Genomic DNA, 16952 nt, shown 5'->3' with positions numbered 1-16952 from the left:
ACACCCCGCTAGCCGTGATCCGCCGCCAGTTCAGCCTCCGGGCGAGCCCGAAATGCACCCGGAATGTCTCGCATACAGAGTGCGCGCCTGTCCGATGTTAATCCCCCGTCAGTTCGCGATTTCTGAAGCGCTGATCCGCCGGAACCCGCGTGCTGAGGTGTGTAACGGCCAGCCTAGAACGTCGGGTTCACAAATCCCAGGTTGGCCCCCTGGAGCACGTCATGAGGCCCCGCGTCTGCCGCAGGGGCCGTAAGCGGCCGATCCCGTTCGACTGCAAGTTGGGTGGCGCGCACTCAGGCGCCTGTAGCCCCTTCACCCACCGGCCCAGCCCGCCCCAGAACCCTGACGATCACGCCGCTCTTCTCGCGATGAGCAGGGGCGATCGTCAGTGCTGGACCTGAGCCACATCCCCTACGTTCAAGGAGAACCCTGTGATTGCTGCACGCTTCAACCCGCTGGACATCGAGTGCCTCGTGAAGACAGCTGTGGAGCTGTGGGAGGAGATCGACCCCAGCGATCTTTCCGAGCGCCAGCAGGACACCCTCAACCGCGCACGCGATGCCATGCTCGCTGAGCACGCTGACCAGCAGCCTTCCTTCCCCGAAGTGGTGACCTTCATCAGCCCGCGCCCGGCGGGCAAGGCCTGGGTGCTGCGCCGCTGGGATCGCCACGAGAATGAGATGACGCTCCATGTGGACGAGGACTCCGCGCTGGCCGATCTCGCCGAATACATCCGCGGGGTCTGGGACAACCTCGTTGGCGAGGAAGGCGTCCCCGACCAGCCGCCCACGGACGACCGCGAGACTGTGCGGCTCTACTACGGCTCCGAGCGCAACGGCCGCCCGGACGAGGGATACAACCTCTACGCCCAGGACATCGCCAAGCGCGGGCGGACCCGCATCGTGCCGCTCGACTATCGCTTCCCTGATGAGGACGCGAGCGAGCAGGCGAATCGGGATGCCGCCTTTCATCCGCAGACCGACTACAACGACCTCCCGTGCGTCGATGTCGATGGCGTCCTGGTGTTCGTCTACCTCGACCACGATGCCGGCGCCGTCAGGGTCTCCGTGCACCTCGACTCCGCGGAAGACCGGCTGGTCCGTCCCGACGGCACTGTGCCGCTGCGCGTGGAGGTCGAAGACGCCGTGGTGCTGGACGATAGTGCAGAGGGCACTCCCAAGCGGGATCTGCTGATCAAGCTGCTCGATGCCGCCGATGACCTCCAGGAGCAGGCAATCCGCGAGGCGGCGTTCGCGGCCGACGTTCTCTGGCGCTGCCCGACCTGCCAGTGGGACAACCCCGGCGAGGCCGCCTGCTGTGAAGGTCCTGGCGCCTGCCGCGTCCCGAAGCCGAAGAAGACCAGCTGAGCCCGCAGCCCTGGGCCAGCTGCCGGTCGGCCCGGGGCACGCACTCGAAAGCGCGAGGTAAACGGTGGACTCACGAGTCGGAGGACTGTCCGTGTCGTCGTTGGTGTTCGGCAAAGCTGACATGGTCGACTGTGGCCGTGTAGCGCTGAGCGGCATTGACCGTAAGGCCGAAGAGATCTGCAAGCCGACGGGCATCCCCGTCGCTGGCGTGCGCTTCGTCGAGGATGCGGTCTTCGCGCAGGGCCTGAGCCGGGATGCCGAGTACGGTGTTGATCCACTTGCCGGTCACGGGCGTCAGGCGCCCGGCCGTCGCCAGGTTGATGAACAGGTGCGGGTTGCCGCTGTTGGGCCACTGCCGCTCCCGGTGGCACAGCGCCGCCGTGAACGCCTGGCTCCCGGACGGCTCGTATCCCATCGAGGCGATCACGCTCACCGACACCGCAAAGTTGGAGAACTTCTCCTGGGGCCACGGGTACGAGAGCGAGATCCCGCTCGACACGCCTGTGAAGGAACTGGCCAAGGCCGTCCTTGCGATGCTCCAGGTCCAGAGGAAGTCGAGTGTGCTGCTCAGCTGACCCTCCGTACGACATGCGGGGGTCTTCGTCAGACGGCGACCCCTGCATTGTCACGCCGTCGTGCTCGCCGCCATAGCCACAACACCTCCGCGCACCTCAGAGAAAGCGCAGCACACCCGCTATGACCAAACCGACCAACCCCTACGCCCAGACCTACTCGGACTTTCTGAGCGAGACCGCCGAGCACCAGCTCGTAGTTCTCCACGACGAGGGTCTCTACCGCCATTTGCGGATCCAGAAGCCCGGCACGCGCACGTGGTCCTGGGACATCACCACCTGGCCGGGGCACCTGGCCACCTCCGGCGACATCGCCGACGGCTACATGTTCAGCCGCGAGCTGGACATGCTCGACTTCTTCGACATCACGAAGAGGGACCACGGCTACTACTCCGATGGCGCGCCGTACATCGACTTCCGCTACTGGGCCGAGAAGATCTGCGGCGGACGGGCGTACGAGATGAGGAAGTACGACAGCGACATCTTCTTGCAGCACGCCGAGGTCGCCCTCAATGAGGATGAGGAGCTGGGCCTGGAGGCGCAGGCAGAGTACGAGAAGATCATTGAGGTCGCGCAGCGCGTCTGTCGACGGCACAACATCCCCTACGCCGTTTACCTCGCCGACGTCCGGGAACGAAGCGGCTTACGTTACGGCGGACTTGAGATTGACGCCGACGACTCCGACGGACTTGAGTACTTCGGATGCCCGATCCCCGAGATCTCGCCCGCTGAGCGCCGGGCCTTGCTCCTGGTCGAAGGCCGGCTGCACGCCGAGTCCGAGCACGAAGTGCGCGAGTGGCTGCGTGACGACCGCGAAGCCTGCGCGGTCTTCGGAACGGACGCCTACTGGGAGTGGGACTTGCGCGACTACGACAATCACTACCTGTTCACCTGCTACGGCATTGACCTGGCCGTACGGCTCTATCGCGAGCACGAGGCCGAGAAGACCGGGATCACGGAGCAGGGTAATCCCACGGCTGAGCAGATCAGTGCGGTCGTCGAGTTCGCCGAACGCGGCATTGCCCGCGAACTCGGAGCGATCGACGCACGGCACCACTACACCGAGGAGGAGCGAGCGATGATGAAGGCCCGCTTTGATGACGTTCAAGCAGGGATCGCCGCCATCACCATGCTGCGGGCCCGCAGCGCCGAGACGGTGCAGTCGTGAGCCGCCGTCCGGTCCAGATTCCGGAGATTGACCCGGAGCACGGCGATGAGATCCATCCCGCCTTCGGTGTCGCGGTCGTGCAGCGACGGAGCGGAGGCGGTCGTTCGCTGTTCCAGTCCGACCTGCTCCACAACGAGACCATCTCGCTCTCCGTTTGCAAGGCCATACGCAAGCGCGACCTCAATCACGACTGGGTCCATCCGGGCCAAGAACTCGTGGAAATCGAGATGAGCCTCGCTCAGTGGGGCTCGCTCGTGTCCTCCATGGGACTCGGCAGCGGCGTGCCGGTGACCATCCGGCGTACCGAGCACGACGTCTTCGTACCCGAGATCCCGCATCAGCCCCGCACCGCCGAGAGCCTGCGGGAGGTTCGCGAGGTCACCGATCGGATGTATGCCGAAGTCAGGGCCGCCACCGCGGTGCTGCACGAGGCGATCCACGAGAAGAAGGGAGTGAGGGCCACCAAGGAAGCCCTCAACGCTTTGGAGCGCTCCGTCGCCGGCGCGGGCAGTAATGCCCAGTTCACCGTCGACTCGCTCGTGGAGGCCGGCGAGCAGGTCGTCGCCCAGGTCCGCGCCGACATCGAGGCCCACGCCCTGGAGGTCGTCCGGCTGACAGGTGCTGCACCTTCCATCGAAAGCTCGTCACTCGATGCCCCGGCGCTGCCGGGGCCCGCTACCAGTCGAGAGGAGCCGACTGATGCCTGAACTCACCTCGCTCGATGAGCTGTTCGACGCGGACCTCAGTGTCGCAGGCGAGGGAGAGCGCGGCATCGAGACGACCGATGGACGGTTCTTCGTCACCGTTCAGCCCATCGACTGACATCCACCAACCGCCCGATGTCTGGATGCGGCGCCGGCCGCGCGCGAGCACCCCGCGTCGTTCCCCCTTGCCCGACTCCACACGAGACAGGAACACCTCATGACCGACACGCCGCCTATCACCGCTCAACAACAGACCGCCCCCGAGGTCGACGCCGGGACCGCGCTGCTGGTCGGTGAGCAAGTCACCGCCTACGCTGCCTCGGTGCTTGCCAAGGCAGCTGACCAGATCACCACGCTGGGGAAGGCCCGCGGTTGGTCGACGTGGGCAGCCGACTACATCCACCCCAGCCGCGAGTTCGTCGATACCGGCGTGCCCGATCTGCCCCTCGTCACGCCGCCGTCGGCTGAGACCCACGCCATCAGGCAGGCCGCCACCGAACAGCGCGACAACATCGCCTTCAACAACGGCGACATGGTGGCCGCCCTCCGTGACGCCCTGCTCGATGTGGAGGGGCACACTACCGCCACTGCCGAGGCCGCCGCCCGCGTGCTGCTTGCCGCCCACACCCGCGAACTGGCAGCCGCCGCCCACAAGCACGCCACCCAGCGTGGCGAGGAGATGCGCGGGGCCGGTGACCGCAGCCACCGCGCCGTCTGCACCGGCATGCGTGACATCGCCCGCATGCTCGACCAGCGTGCCGCTCTGCTCGACCCGCTGCCCGAGGAGTAGCCCGCGGATTCGCCCATCGAGCCATCCTCTCCGCCGCCCTCGCCGTCAACTGGCCTGCGTGCAAGTCCCCCCGTCGGTCAGCTCTGCACCAGTCACAGCGGCACCCGTGTCCGCCGGAACGACAAGTACCAGACCCGTACCACCGCCTACCGCGAACAGACGCAGCACTGACCATCGCTGGGGTGCCGCCACCTGCGCGGCGCCCCAGCATCTGGAGGATCACGTTGACCACACCCGCCCACGAATTCCGCCAGGCCGCGAGCTTGCTGCGCGACCGGGCCACTGCCGCCATCCACGAGGGCCGCACCCGCTGGTCCACTGGCCACATCCTCGGCATCCGGGACCCCGTCGTCCTCGACGACCCAGAGCAGCCGTCCGTACTCATCAAGACCCACGCCGCCCGACTGGAGCGCGTGAACTCCTACCTCGCACTCCTCGGGCCCGCGACCGGCCTCGCCGGCGCCGAGTGGCTGGATGCAGCCGCGAAGTCCTACAACGCGCTCGTAGCGGCCGCTGCTCTCGTCTGGTCCGAGCAGCACGACGCCGACGAGCGAGAGGCCTGGGTGGCCAAGCAGACCGACCAGCACGCCCTCGCGTTCGCCCGGCAGATCCTTGGCACCGGGCAGGAACCGAAGGGACTCAGGAACACGACCGCCGACCGTGCCGCCGCACTCGGCATGACTCCGACCGAGTACCGGGCCCACAGGCACCACACCGCCGTGGAGCAGATCCGGACAGCCGCCCAGGGACTGCTCGTTGAGACCGGGGCGCGGGTGCTCAACGCGCTCGACACCACCCCGAAGTGACCGAGAAGCCAGGCCCGTGATCGTTTGCTACGCCCAGTGCGAGTCTTGCCAGGCCGAGTTCTGTTATGACATCCCCACACCGCACACGTGGGCTGGGCCCGATGACATTGCGCACGCCATAGCCCGGCAACCAGCACGAGCGCGGCGACCGCATTGCCTTCCGCGGTTCGATCAACGCACTTTGTCTCCGCCGGGGGGTGTTACCCGGATGTGCCTCGGAACACTGAAGCTGTTGAGCCACTACCTGCCGGAGCGTCTGAACCTCGACGACACCCGGAAGGCTCTGTCGGCGGACCTGGACGGCCGTTACGGCGGCAACTGCGAAGGCCGCTGGGTCGGCGAGAGCTACTGGGGCGCGCAGAAACGCCAACTGCCCGGCGTTCCCTCCCGGCTTCGACGGGTGGTGGAAGATCTGATGACTACTCGTGAGTAGCTGCTTCACCTCGTCGACCGCCCCCGACGCGGCAGCATCCTCCCCGCCGGACTCGATCGAAGGGCCGCCGGGACCACCGAGCTGGGCCAGTGGCCCGTCGTCGCAGCGCAGCTTGCCGCCGACGAGCGAGATCAGGCCCACGCAGCCGAACACCGTGCCGAGCAGGCCGAGGCCGCCACGCCCCCGTCGACCACAACGGCCGCACGATCGGCGTCAACTGCTCCGGGTACGGCAACGGCAGCACCGACACCCCGGCCCCGTACCCGTGCCCGACCATCCACGTCCTCGACGAGCAGTCCGCCACCTGACCGCCCAGCCGCCCCGACTCACGTCCACTCAATCGATTGGAGAACCAATGCGCCCGCTCGCCATTGTCATGCTGCACAGCGCACTGCTTGGCGGTGTCACAGCCGCCGCCATCAACGGCATCTGGCTCGTCCTGACCGGCCACGTCGCCTCACCGATGACCACCCTCGTCGCCGCCGAAGCCGTTTGCATCGCTGGCGCCGTCACCCACGCAGCCAGCGAACGCAGGCAGCGAATGGCCCTCGAAGAGACCTACCAGATGCCCGCCTTCGGGGAGAACTTCAACCCGCCCAACCGGCCGCCGGCCGACGAGAACCCCGAGGAACACTGACTCCAGCGCCCAGGGAATAGCGCCCACTGGACCCGGCGCTGTCCCACGGCCGACGGCGGCTGCGGCTACCAGACTCCGTGTTACCTGCGGACCGAGGAAGCTGCCAGGCAGACGCCCCCATTCTCGCCATAGAGGAACCCTGGTGATGCATGTGCATCACCAGGGTTCTCTTTTTTCACCCGCCCGTTTCGCGCCGCCTACGACGCGTCCCGCAGTTCGCTCTCAACGATGTCCTCGAAGCCGTCCGTATCCTCGACCATTCCGTAGGTCTCCGGCCGGGACGTCCCGTCCTCGTCAGCCTCGAGCCGGCGGTTGAAGCTGCTCGAAGCGGAGAACTTCAGCACCACGTAGTCGTCGACGTCGCTTTTGCCGAAGCGCACCTTGTGACCTTTGTGAGCCTGTCGGTAGAAGCGGCCGAAACCCGTGAGCACGACCGTCTCTCCGCAGCTGACCGCACCCGTGAGTTCACCGAGCAGTGACTCGTACACGTTGTTCACGACTCGGACCGGCAGCCCGCTGCGAGTCGCGACCCGAGAGATGAACCTGCGCTTGCTGACACGCGGATTCGTCGTCGTCTCCATACCCACGCCCTGTCCTATCGTCCTTCATGCTGCAATCTCACTTGAATACCAGTCTATCGGAAGTTGATGTGACTCAAGAAGGAGTACCGATCTATGTGGCATCCATTTGATGCTCTTGTTATAGCTCATTCGACTGGGACTCGTCCGGCCGATCACGTGACCGCTTTATCACCGGGTCGTTGATGTGGACATGGGGTGGGCTGATCTGAGTGATGCCGAGTGGGAGCGGCTGCGGCCGTTTCTGCCGGTCAGTAACGGGCGTTGTGGCCGGTGGCGGGATCACCGGCAGGCGATGGACGGGATTCTGCACAGGGTTCGGACCGGGGTGCAGTGGCGTGACCTTCCGGAACGGTTCGGGCCGTGGAAGACCGTCTACGAACGCCATCGCCTGTGGTCGGCCGACGGAACCTGGGAACGTCTGCTCGAGCAGGTCCAGGCCGCGGCCGACGCCGCTGGCGAGATCGACTGGGACATCTCGGTGGACTCCACCATCGTCCGCGCCCATCAGCACGCGGCCGGCGCCCGCACCGACCCGCCTCCGGCCCCGGGATCAAAGGGGGCCGCAGGGATGGAACACCAGGACGAGACGCCGTGGCAGAGTCTCGTTGCCCGCCTGGTGGAGGTGGTGCTGGAGGTGAGGGCCTGGGTCGCTCGCGGGGCGGGTTCACCAGCAAGCTCCACCTGAGCGCGGACGGCCGTTGCCGCCCTCTGTCCCTCATCATCACTCCAGGTCAGCGGGCAGACTGCACCCAGTTCAAGTCGGTCCTTGAGAAGATCCGAGTGCCCAGACCTGGCCTGGGACGGCCACGCAAGAAGCCGGACAGCCTCGCGGCCGACAGGGCTTACAGCAACGGCCCCATCCGCGACTACCTGCGACGGCGGGGAATCCGACACACCATCCCGGAGAAATCCGACAGCCAGGCGGCCCGCCTGCGCAAGGGCGCACGCGGTGGACGGCCGCCCGGCTTCGATGAGGACCGCTACAAGAAGCGCAACACCGTTGAGCGGGGCGATCAACCGCCTGAAGCAGTCCCGGGCGGTCGCCACTCGCTACGACAAACGCGGCTACGTCTTCCTCCGCACCGCCACCGCGGCGGCTGTCGCCCTCTGGCTCCGAACATGAACTCCTACGCGACCCAGCAGTAGACGCCGTGATCCTGGCGCCGGGCGCTGCTGACGAGACCAGCCAGCTCACGCACGACCGCCTCGGCGATCTCCGTGTCGATGGCCTCGCCATCCTCCGCGCGCAGCTGAGCCCATGAGGCGGCGATGTCCCGCAACCTGGAGTGCCCGGCGTCCCCGAGTGCAGTGGACAGGCGAGGTGAGATCGCGAAGACGACGCACCCGTCGTTGTCCTGGCCCGCGACGATGCGAGGCTCACCGGCATCGACGAGTTCCTCGAAGCTGCCGCCGGCCAGAAGGCATTCCCACTCGATCACTGCCTCTTCGGGATCGAAGTTACCGAAGGAGAGCGACTCGAATGTCCGTCCCGGCCCGGTTTGGAGGGTCAGAGCCGCTGACGTGTCGTCCGGCGCCACGAAGAACTTCACGATGATGCTCACCCGGGCATCATGCCCGACCGCCCACATCATGATCGGCCGGACAAAGTCCTAGCTGCCGGGTTCCTCGCCGAGGCCAACCTCACCACGGCGGCCACCAGTTCCACAGCCCCATCCTGACCAGCCCCCGCGTCACCGTGCTGGCCGAGGACTGCGACCGCGCCCGCTACCACCATGTTGCTGAGTCTCGCTGAGGTGTACGGGGGCTGTTTCATGCCGCCGAGCGGGACGGGCGAGCGGACCCAGGTGCGGCAGCGCTGCCAGCGGTAGGGCTGCGACGCCTGGTGCCCTGCGGTGGGCTGTCGGTCGGTGCCCGCCGCAGGTGGTGGTCACTACCAGGCCGTGGTGCGTTCCACGTCGTTGGCGTAGCGGCCAAGGGCCTGTCCGAGGTCGGCCCGGCCCTCGGTCCCGGGTTCGGAGGTGTCGACGGCGTCCTGCGCGGCTCGGATCACGGCGTGGGCCCGGTAGTCCATCTGGCCTTGGCTTCCGCCGGTGCCGGCCACCAGCGTGGTCAGGATCCGTAGGGCATCCGGGTTCTGGGCACTGCGGGCGGCTCGCTGCGCGACCCGGTCGGGGTACTTGATGTCTGGGGTGGCGGCGACGGTGCGCAGGGTCCGGGTCAGCCACTGGCGCTGGTCGGTTCCTTCGGTGAAGGCGAAGTGGCCGATACCTACGAGGGCAGGTGCGAGGGCGGGGTCTCCATCGACGAGGTCCAGGGCCTGGTCCCAAAGCTGGAAGGCGCGCTGGTGCAGAGAGAGGAGACCGGCGACGTCTTCGAGGGGCAGTGCCCGGGCGATGTCGCCGAGGAGCGTCGAGACGGCCGCCGGGCCGCCGTCACCGGTGATCAACGTGGCGAGGAAGTCGGAGTCGAAGGTGCCAGGGGAGTGGAGCAGGGTGGCGGCGAACCGGTCGAACACCTCCTCGGGTGCACCGGCGCGCAGGTAGTTCATGACCAGGCCGGGGTCGAGGTCGCCGAGCACCGCGAACTCGTCGGCGCCGAGGCGGTGCAGCGAGCGCAGCCAAGTGTGAATCGGGGCGGACGGCGCGGCGAGGTCGAGCAGGGTGGCCTGGTGGTCGGTGTACCAGGGCAGGGCGTAGTGGCGCAGCGGGGTGAGGGCCGCGCCGATGGCGGCCAGGGCGCGGTCATCGCGGCCGTCGGTGACGAGCTCGGTCAGTTGGGTTATGGCTTCGGCGGGCAGGCGGCCGGTGTCGGCCGCGCGGCGCACGGCCCACTGGAGGAAGGCGACCAGGGCGAGGCCGCCGGAGGTGGCGCTCGCGGTGACGTAGGGGCTGTCCGGGACCGAGGCGGGCGCGGTCCAGGCGCGGACGGCGGCCAGCAGCCAGGTAACGGCCGCGGCCTCGTCTACGCCGGGGTCGGCTCCGAGTGCCCAGACTTGGCGCAGCAGCTGGGCCACGATCCAGCGGGCCCGTTCGTCGATGTCCGGGTCGGCGCTGCCGTCACCTGCTTCGAGCTGGTTCTTCAGGTCCCAGGCGGCGGTGCAGGCGTTGGTGAGCAGTCGTCCGTCGTCTTCGGCGAGGCCCGCCTGCTGCTGGTCGGTGCGTAGGGTCTGCAGGTAGACCGTGCGCAGGTCGAACGAGCTGAGGGTGGCCGCGACGGCCGAGATGTCGGCCGCCCAGGCCGCGGGGTCCGCGTGGATGGCGGCCTCCAGCATCCGCAGGTCCGTGCGCTTGTAGTAGTCCCCCTGCGAGGAAGTGCGTGCCGAGAGCTCGGCGGCGCCCACAAGGACACCGCGCTCCTTGCACCGGGTGACGAAGTCCGCCACCGTGCTTTCGCCGTGGTCGGGGTACGGCCCGATCTTGATCAGCGGCTCGGTGAGTACCGGGGGCGGCCCGGTGAACTCGGCCAGCAGGTCCAGCACCGGGCGCCAGGGTGCCAGCACCGATGCGGGCGCCACCTCCGAGAGGCAGTAGACGGTCCGCCAGACGGGCTGGAGAGCGGACTCCCACTCCAGCTCCGGCATGTCGGCCGCGTCCTCGCCGAGGAGTTCGGCCAGCGCTTCCGTGCCGCTGAGCACGGAGGCGAGCGTGCGGGCGAGACGGGCGTCGTCGTCGGCCAGCTCGGCGCGGGCGGCCCGCAGTGCCTCCGGGCCGGGTACCGGGCCGAAGCCTTCGGTCAGGGCCGCCTCGAGGTCGGCCTGGTCCGCCGGTTCGCAGGTGCCGATGGCCACCTGGACGAACCGGCCGACGTCCGGGGTGAGGTAGGTCATGGCGCTCAGGCGGGCGAGCACCGCAAAGGCGGCCTTCCACCACGAGACGTCCGTCGGCGCGATCTCGGCGGCGTCCACCAGGTGGACTGCGATCAGCCGCTCCCGCTCCCAGCCGCCCAAGGTCTTGGACGTCCAGGCACCGGTCCGTGCGGCCAGGTTGGTGCCGACCTCGCTGAGCTCGATGCGAGCGAACTCGATGCAGGCCGCCGCCGCGAGCCGGGCCCCCGTCAGCGCCCGGTCCCCGGCCAGGCTCGGCGCACGCAGGTCGTCGCTGATCTGCAACTGGCCCCGGACGCCTTCGACCGCGAGGTGTGAGGCCAGCACGGCCGCGAGTCCGGTGCGGACCCGCCGGGCCAGCTGCGGGCCACTCGTTCGGCCGGTCTCCAGTAACTGGGCCAGCACGGTACGGATGTTCCAGGAGTCGGCCGCGGAGCCGTCCGACCCGACGGACAATGCCTTGACTGCCGCCTCCACCCACGCGGCGTCCCGGTGTGCCGGCAGGGTCTCCTGTGCCCAGTAGACCGCCATGGTCCGTACACCGTCGACGGAGTGCTTCTTCAGCGCGCCGGTGACCAGGGCCGCGCCGTGGCCGCCGAGGTGCCGGCACAGCAGGACGAGCTCGGCGGTGGCTCCGCGGCCGGACCGCCAGATCATCTCCAGGTGCTTGTCCTTGTTCAGCCACTCCACCAGGCGGGCGGGACTCTCATCGGCGAGACGCTCGAAGTAGGGCCTGGCCGGCCACCGGCCCTCCTCCGGTAGAAGCCGGACAGCGTCCAGTTTCTCCAGCCACTCCCAGCCGGTGAACCGCGTGAACAGGTAGGGGGCGGCAGCGGGGTTGTGCAGGTTGTTGACCTTCTGGATCTGCTCGGGAGTCGGGGAAGTGACCGCGCCGAGAGCCACCCACTCGGGAGCCTGGTCGACGACCGTGGCGACGAGCTCCTGGATCAGGGCCAGGCAGTCGTGCAGCATCGCGACCGCCGTCACCGCGTTCGCCTCGCGACCAGGGTGTACGACCCCGGACCCGATGCTGTACTGCTCCGTCCAGAGCTTGAATGCCGCCTTCTCTGCCTTGCCCGGCCGCTGGCCGGTTTCGTCGTGGACCACCGTGGTCAGCTGCATGATCCGGTAGGCGCCCTGCTGCTCCTCCATCTCGCACAGCCGCGCGTAGGCCGCACCGACCGCTTCGAGCCGCCGGTCGAGCACCGCCTGACGGCCGAACTCCTCGTCCGACCGGATCTTGTGGAGCTCGCGCAGCGCGACCGTCAGAGGGTGTCCGGCAGTCAACGTCTGGGGCACCGTGGCCCCGAGCCCGTCGACGGCGTCCAGCACCTTCTGGGTCGCGCCGAGCGCCGAGATCGGCGGGTGCTCGGCCTCCGTAGCCGCGGTCCGGGAGCGGAGCAGCTTGACAATGGCCTTCCCGAGAGCACTGTCCGCGTCCACCCCTTGGGGAAACGCCGGCAGGTAGTCCAGGGCCTCGATCAGGCCGTCCACCGGAGTCACGGCCTTGCGCGAGCTGTCCGTGTTGAAGACCGTACCCAGGGACTTGGAGACCTCAGCCTGGGCTGCCTTCAGCCCCTGGTAGTTGTTCCCGCCGATCTCCATCAGGCGCTCGATCGCAACCCGGCACATCGCCTGCGCGGTGACGTACGGCTCTTCGCGGCCGTCCGGCTCGCACAGCATGGCGCAGATGTCGCGCAGCAGGCCCAGCGCGACCGCGCCTTCCTGTTTGGGCCCGAAGTCCTGCAGCCGCAAGGCGAACAGGGAACCTTCCGCCAGCAGCGCTACGTCGTCCGCCGATGGCCTGATCCGGTCAGCCTCGAAGATGGTCACAGCGGCACGGTACCGGCGCGCCGGCCAGCGTGGCGATCGGTTTCGGGGGATGTAGCCCCCGCAGGCCGTCGAGGCCGTTCGGTCGGGCCGCCTCTTCGGCCGCTCCTCCTGGCGGGCCTGCCGCACGCGGCGCAGGGTCTCGACGACTGCCCGCTGGTCATCCCCACTGGCGGGTAGCGTCGTCAGCTCCTGAGCCAGGTCAAGGAGCGCGCGGACCACTTCGTACTCCGGCCGGGGGTCGGGATGAACCGGCAGGCGGCCCTTGGGGATGCGAATCAGCCGCTCGACTTCCGTTCCCAGGCTGGCCTTCGGCTCCAGTGCATCCGGCGCGTCGGCGGCGTCGAGAGCGGTGAGCAACTTGCCCAGCGGGGTCTTCTTCCCGGCCTGCTTGAGGAGGCTCGCGACCTCGTTGTTGACCTGCTTCTGGGCATCGTTCAGACCCTCGAAGTTCTCTCGGGCTTCCTTGAGGAGCGCATCCAGAGCGGATCGGTAGGACGCCTGGATGGTCTCGAACGGCCTGGGCCAGCGCTCGGGCTCCTGAAGCATCTGCGCGGCGGTGCGAAGGTTGGCCAGCGCCCGCTCACCATTGACTCCCCGTTCGGTGAGGGCCTTAGTCGGGTAGCCGGGACGGGTCAACCTCCGTGCCAGGAGCGCCATTCAGCGTCACCGACCCACGCCAGCACCCTCACATGCAGCCTGATCGGCCGGACAGCTCCTAGTAGGGCTTTGTTAGGTGTCTGGGCAAGTGGTCGCTCTGGTGGTTTCCTGCTGGTATGAGGGTGGATGAACTCGTTTCGTGTCGGGGTCGGTTGGAGGAGTTCGCTGGGGAGGTGTTCGCGCCGCTGGCGCGTGCTGATCAGCGGGTGAAAGGCGGGCTGTATCTGCGGGGACTGCTGCTGGATGGGCGTCGGAAGTCGATGCAGCCGATGGCCGGACGCCTCGGTGTGGACCATCAGCAGTTGCAGCAGTTCATGACCTCGTCGACCTGGCTGGTCGATGCGGTTCGCGCCAGGTTGGCCCGCCGGGCGGTGGTGGTGGTCCGGCCGCAGGTGTGGGTGGTGGACGATACGGGGTTCCCGAAGGACGGGAAGTCCTCACCGGGGGTGGCCAGGCAGTACTCCGGCACTCTGGGCAAGGTCGGGAACTGCCAGATAGGGGTCAGCGTCCATGCCGCGTCCGACACCGCGTCGTGCCCGTTGTCCTGGCGGTTGTTCCTGCCCGGCAGCTGGGACCGACCGGAGGCTGCGGACCGGCGGGCCCGCTGTCGGATCCCCGAAGATGAGCATCACCGGCCGAAGTGGCAGCTGACACTGGACATGCTCGATGAACTGGCCGCGCTCGGACTACGGCCGGCGGTGCTGGTCGCGGACACCGGTTACGGGGCGAACGCTGACTTCCGCCACGGCCTGGAGGACCGCGGGCTGGCCTACGCGCTGCAGGTCAAGGGCGAGATGACGGCCCATGCCGAGACCGCCGAGCCCTACGAACCGCCTTATGGCGGGCTCGGGCCCAGACCGTTGCCCCGCTACCGCACCCGCCCGGTCAGCCTGCGCGAGCACGTCCTGGCCGCGGGACGCGACAGGACAGTTGCGGTCACCTGGCGCAAGGGCTCGAAAGCCGCCATGTCTGCCCGCTTCGTGTTCCTGCGGGTCCGCCTCGCCGGCCGCCGCCCCAAACCCGCCCCGAACGGTGTCATTCCACCGCGGTGGCTGATCGCCCAGTGGCCCGAAGGAGAGAACGAGCCGGTCAAGTACTGGATCTCCAACCTGCCCGCCGACATCCCCGCCCGGGATCTGGTCCGCCTCGCGAAACTACGGTGGCGCATCGAACACGACTACCGGGAGCTGAAGACGACACTCGGACTCGACCACTTCGAGGGCCGCTCGTTCACCGGCTGGCACCGCCACGTCACCCTCGTCACCGCCGCCCACCTCTTCCTGACCGAACAGAGGTCCCGCCCAAAAGCCCCTGCCAGGGCCTGACCCTCTACCAGGCCCTGGCCCTCCTCCAGCACCTGTTGGCCACCTGGGCCGGGACCTGCCCCACCTGCCACCAACCCACCCCATGGCAGACCTACGACACCACCTAACAAAGCCCTACTAGAGCTCCAGATCCGGCTCGATCTCCTCCCGGTCGTCCTTGGGCTCGTAGTCGACCGTCTCCGTGATCGATCGCGTTCTCGGGTCGCGATGCTCACTCACGATCTTGTCGTGGGACTCCTCGAACCCCTGCTGCGCCGCCACGCGGTGGGCCGCGTCGAGCTTCGCGCCGACGATGCGCTCCCCGAAATCCAGCATCGAACCCAGCGACGACTTCGTGGCCTCCACCGCCGCGTTGATGTGCTTCTGGTTCTGTGCTCGGGTCTGCTCCCATCGGCTCCGGTCCTCCGCTGTGACATAGCCGAACATTCGCGCGAAGTGCGATCCGTACCGCGTCTGCTGCTCCTCGTGCTGTTCCCGGCTCATGGCTCTTCCTCCTGCTCCTTGGCCGTGATGTCGAACCGCGTTCAGGTCAGCTGGTAGGCCTCGGTGTTCGGGCCGTCGTTCTGCGGGCCGGCCTCCTGCTCGGGCGACGGGCCCGTGCGGTGTGAACGGGACCTAGAACGCTGCTCCTCGAAGAAGGTGCGCGGGTCGTCGACCGCAGTCTGCAATGTCTGCTTCCAGTTCTCCCCGAGGCTCCGCTTCAGCTCGTGCACGAGGTCCGGATACTCCTCGTTCACCGCCTCCATCGCATCGACGTAGGCGTTGGAGTAGACCCGCTGCTGCTCCTCGGGAGCAAGGCCGTCGATGTCCATGCTTGCGATCATCACCTCGGACTGGTCCAGGCGGTGCTGGAGCATGCCGGGCAGACCGCTGGTGTCCAGGCCCTGTCTCTTCGCCGCGAAGCCGACCAGATAGCCCAACACGTTGACCCCGTAGCCCTTCTGGTCGCCACAGGCCAGCGCATCAAGCATCGAGGTCCTCATCGTCTCGGCGAGTTGGACCTGGTGAACGTCCCCGTCCATGGGCCGGCGCAGCGTGAACATAGCGTCCCCGGGGAGGCGATGGCCCAACTGGTCGTCGAACTCCCCGCTCCAGACCCTGCGGACACGGTTCGTTCCTTTGACCTCCTTCTCGTGTGCGGGAGCCTTGACGATCCGGCCGTGTGCCACGCCGTTGAACATCGTGCGCAGCTCGGGCTCGTACTCCATCCGCTCCCCGATGATCAACCGCGCGCGCTGGACGACCTCCTGACGCTCCAGGCCGTCCTCGCCCATCTGGTCGTGCAGCCGCTTGCGCATTGCCCGGTAGCTGTCACGGATCTGGCCGACGTCCGCACCAGGCTCGCGCATCTTCCAGAAGGCGTTCTCCATGAGGGCGACCTCGGTCATGGCCGCCGAGTCCGGGGTGAACATCTCCCGGTGGCCGCGCTCGCGGTGCTGCATGGCGTCGAAGCGCTTGCGCCACTTCTTCGTCAGGTGGTCACGGGGATCGGTGCTGCCGACGAGCCGCTCGCGCCGGGCGTCGCTCTTCATGTCCCCGAACAGCTTCTGCCGGTGCGCGATGCTGCCCTCGGCGGAAGAGACCATTGCGCGGGCCCTGGTGTCGATGCGCTCCTGGATCTTGTCCTTGAGCGGCTGGAGGTAGCTGCCCATCTCCTTCTTGAAGTCCGGGGAGAGCATCCGCATCGCCATCATCATGCCGGCGGCCTGGATGACCGAGTTGGTGTTCACTCCACGCGAGAGCGGTTTGAGGCACGACTGCATCATCATCTGCATGTAGACGTGCTGCATGGCGCTGAGCTGCTCGTCGCGCTCCTCATCATTGAAGCCGGGCACCAGCAGCTTCGAGTCGCGCAGCGAGGCCATGTACTTCTCGCCGGCGAGCCTCGTCTCTGCCCGGAGCTTGAGCAACTGCTCGCGCTGATCCAGATCATCGCTCTCGTCCTCGGCCCGATCGACGTCGATCCAGCGCACGCGCTCGCGGTCGGCCATCCGCTCCCGGGTCTTCTCGCCGAAGAACCCGCGGGTGCGTTCCCGGAGGCGCTCGCGCCAGGCGCGCGAGCCGTCTGCATTCTCCGCTCTCGCCTCGTCGGTCACCTCGGCGTCGAACGGCTCGTCCGAGCGCGCGTCCCAGGAGGCGTAGACGCTGCCCTGCGGCTTACCGGCCCGCTGCCAGTCGCCGCTCGTCCCGGAGTGCGAGTCGGCCTGGCTAGTGCTGTTGCTGCCGACCGGCAGCGCCTTGGTCGTGCGCCGACGGTCCGCGGGCTCTTTCTCCAGGTCCTTGCGCTGTGCCACC

Annotated in this window: 16 protein-coding genes and 1 pseudogene; 11 read left to right on the top strand and 6 right to left on the bottom strand. The window is 67.9% G+C overall.

Translation table 11 applies throughout. The features are described from left to right. Positions 1–431 precede the first annotated feature (431 nt). The gene (locus ABZY11_RS05050; protein ID WP_356477786.1) at positions 432–1367 is read left to right on the top strand and encodes a hypothetical protein; all 936 of its coding nucleotides are present in this window, start codon (positions 432–434) and stop codon (positions 1365–1367) included. A 70-nt stretch (positions 1368–1437) separates the two neighbouring features. Here the strand turns inward: ABZY11_RS05050 and ABZY11_RS05045 are convergent, their stop codons facing one another. After that, positions 1438–1800 (bottom strand): hypothetical protein, encoded by a 363-nt coding sequence (locus ABZY11_RS05045; RefSeq protein WP_356477785.1) that lies wholly within the window; start codon positions 1798–1800, stop codon positions 1438–1440. A 13-nt stretch (positions 1801–1813) separates the two neighbouring features. Here ABZY11_RS05045 and ABZY11_RS05040 point away from each other — a divergent pair, with 13 nt between their 5' ends. The 8 genes from ABZY11_RS05040 to ABZY11_RS05005 all read left to right on the top strand — a co-directional run bounded on the left by ABZY11_RS05040 (position 1814) and on the right by ABZY11_RS05005 (position 6477). Next, entirely contained in the window at positions 1814–1942 is a 129-nt protein-coding gene (locus tag ABZY11_RS05040; RefSeq protein ID WP_356477784.1) for a hypothetical protein, read from the top strand. A gap of 121 nt (positions 1943–2063) precedes the next feature. After that, on the top strand, positions 2064–3107 hold the full coding sequence (locus ABZY11_RS05035; protein WP_326742889.1) for a hypothetical protein: 1044 nt from the start codon (positions 2064–2066) through the stop codon (positions 3105–3107). Beyond that, complete coding sequence (locus ABZY11_RS05030; protein WP_326742890.1) at positions 3104–3814, top strand: hypothetical protein; 711 nt, start codon at positions 3104–3106, stop codon at positions 3812–3814. The genes ABZY11_RS05035 and ABZY11_RS05030 overlap by 4 nt, the downstream gene beginning before the upstream one ends. Then, on the top strand, positions 3807–3929 hold the full coding sequence (locus ABZY11_RS05025; RefSeq protein WP_326742891.1) for a hypothetical protein: 123 nt from the start codon (positions 3807–3809) through the stop codon (positions 3927–3929). Before ABZY11_RS05030 ends, ABZY11_RS05025 begins: the two co-directional genes overlap by 8 nt. A gap of 99 nt (positions 3930–4028) precedes the next feature. Then, on the top strand, positions 4029–4601 hold the full coding sequence (locus ABZY11_RS05020; protein ID WP_326742892.1) for a hypothetical protein: 573 nt from the start codon (positions 4029–4031) through the stop codon (positions 4599–4601). Positions 4602–4825: 224 nt separating this feature from the next. Continuing rightward, positions 4826–5407: a hypothetical protein gene (locus ABZY11_RS05015; RefSeq protein WP_326742893.1), complete on the top strand. Its 582-nt coding sequence runs from the start codon at positions 4826–4828 to the stop codon at positions 5405–5407. A gap of 232 nt (positions 5408–5639) precedes the next feature. Next, on the top strand, positions 5640–5840 hold the full coding sequence (locus ABZY11_RS05010; protein WP_326742894.1) for a hypothetical protein: 201 nt from the start codon (positions 5640–5642) through the stop codon (positions 5838–5840). A gap of 355 nt (positions 5841–6195) precedes the next feature. Beyond that, positions 6196–6477, top strand: a complete 282-nt coding sequence (locus ABZY11_RS05005) for a hypothetical protein (RefSeq protein ID WP_356477783.1) — start codon at positions 6196–6198, stop codon at positions 6475–6477. Positions 6478–6674: 197 nt separating this feature from the next. Here ABZY11_RS05005 and ABZY11_RS05000 read toward each other — a convergent pair whose 3' ends face one another. Beyond that, the gene (locus tag ABZY11_RS05000) at positions 6675–7058 is read right to left on the bottom strand and encodes an HU family DNA-binding protein (protein WP_356477782.1); all 384 of its coding nucleotides are present in this window, start codon (positions 7056–7058) and stop codon (positions 6675–6677) included. 190 nt (positions 7059–7248) lie between these two features. On the opposite strand from ABZY11_RS05000, the pseudogene ABZY11_RS04995 reads away from it, so the two are divergent. Next, positions 7249–8181: pseudogene (locus ABZY11_RS04995) on the top strand (IS5 family transposase). A 4-nt stretch (positions 8182–8185) separates the two neighbouring features. Here ABZY11_RS04995 and ABZY11_RS04990 read toward each other — a convergent pair. Further along, positions 8186–8620 carry a hypothetical protein gene (locus ABZY11_RS04990; RefSeq protein ID WP_326742897.1) on the bottom strand — a complete coding sequence of 145 codons (435 nt, stop codon included), beginning with the start codon at positions 8618–8620 and terminating at the stop codon, positions 8186–8188. Positions 8621–8949: 329 nt separating this feature from the next. Beyond that, complete coding sequence (locus ABZY11_RS04985; protein ID WP_356477781.1) at positions 8950–13332, bottom strand: hypothetical protein; 4383 nt, start codon at positions 13330–13332, stop codon at positions 8950–8952. Positions 13333–13448: 116 nt separating this feature from the next. Here ABZY11_RS04985 and ABZY11_RS04980 point away from each other — a divergent pair, with 116 nt between their 5' ends. Next, positions 13449–14657 carry an IS701 family transposase gene (locus ABZY11_RS04980; protein ID WP_356477780.1) on the top strand — a complete coding sequence of 403 codons (1209 nt, stop codon included), beginning with the start codon at positions 13449–13451 and terminating at the stop codon, positions 14655–14657. Positions 14658–14774: 117 nt separating this feature from the next. Here the strand turns inward: ABZY11_RS04980 and ABZY11_RS04975 are convergent, their stop codons facing one another. Continuing rightward, positions 14775–15140 carry a hypothetical protein gene (locus ABZY11_RS04975; protein WP_326742902.1) on the bottom strand — a complete coding sequence of 122 codons (366 nt, stop codon included), beginning with the start codon at positions 15138–15140 and terminating at the stop codon, positions 14775–14777. Positions 15141–15181: 41 nt separating this feature from the next. Continuing rightward, positions 15182–16951, bottom strand: coding sequence for a hypothetical protein (locus ABZY11_RS04970; protein WP_356477779.1), 1770 nt, complete (start codon positions 16949–16951; stop codon positions 15182–15184). Between the last annotated feature and the right edge of the window lies 1 nt (position 16952).

This window comes from Streptomyces sp. NPDC006510 (genome assembly GCF_040611955.1).
Taxonomy (GTDB): domain Bacteria; phylum Actinomycetota; class Actinomycetes; order Streptomycetales; family Streptomycetaceae; genus Streptomyces.
This window is presented reverse-complemented; position numbering and strand designations above follow the sequence as displayed.